This is a genomic window from Wolbachia endosymbiont of Tuta absoluta (assembly GCF_059414725.1).
This window is the reverse complement of record NZ_JBNRJY010000457.1, coordinates 1-276: the sequence shown is the minus strand read 5'-3', so window position 1 is coordinate 276 and position 276 is coordinate 1. Positions and strand designations below refer to the sequence as shown.

The 276-nt window shown below is 35.5% G+C and carries 1 protein-coding gene; it reads left to right on the top strand.

The features are described 5' to 3' along the window. The first annotated feature begins 33 nt into the window (after nucleotides 1-33). Nucleotides 34-213 (top strand): hypothetical protein, encoded by a 180-nt coding sequence (locus ACJ5GX_RS04980; protein ID WP_495292765.1) that lies wholly within the window; start codon nucleotides 34-36, stop codon nucleotides 211-213. The last annotated feature ends 63 nt before the right edge of the window (nucleotides 214-276 follow it).

The window sequence follows — 276 nt, the reverse complement described above, 5'->3', positions numbered from 1 at the left end:
GTGAGGGGTGGGGGGTGGTGATGGGAAGGTTTAATGAGCAAAGAGGGAGACCGGAGACGTATTACATCCGAGAAACACGCAATGTATTATGATCGATCAGACCATGAAATTGAACAACTTTTACTATGGAGCCTATGTTGGGAAATAAAATTTTTTTTTCGTGTTTCCATAAAGAAAATTCCTAAAATAAATCTACCAATAAAACCTACCTAACCCACAGATTATTAACATATCTCCTTGTTGGTAGATTTATTTTAGGAATTTTCTTTATAGATA

What these genes read in the sequence shown, in the direction of transcription:
- ACJ5GX_RS04980 (WP_495292765.1), top strand. Translation starts at nt 34, where the DNA reads ATGAGCAAAGAGGGAGACCGGAGACGTATTACATCCGAGAAACACGCA.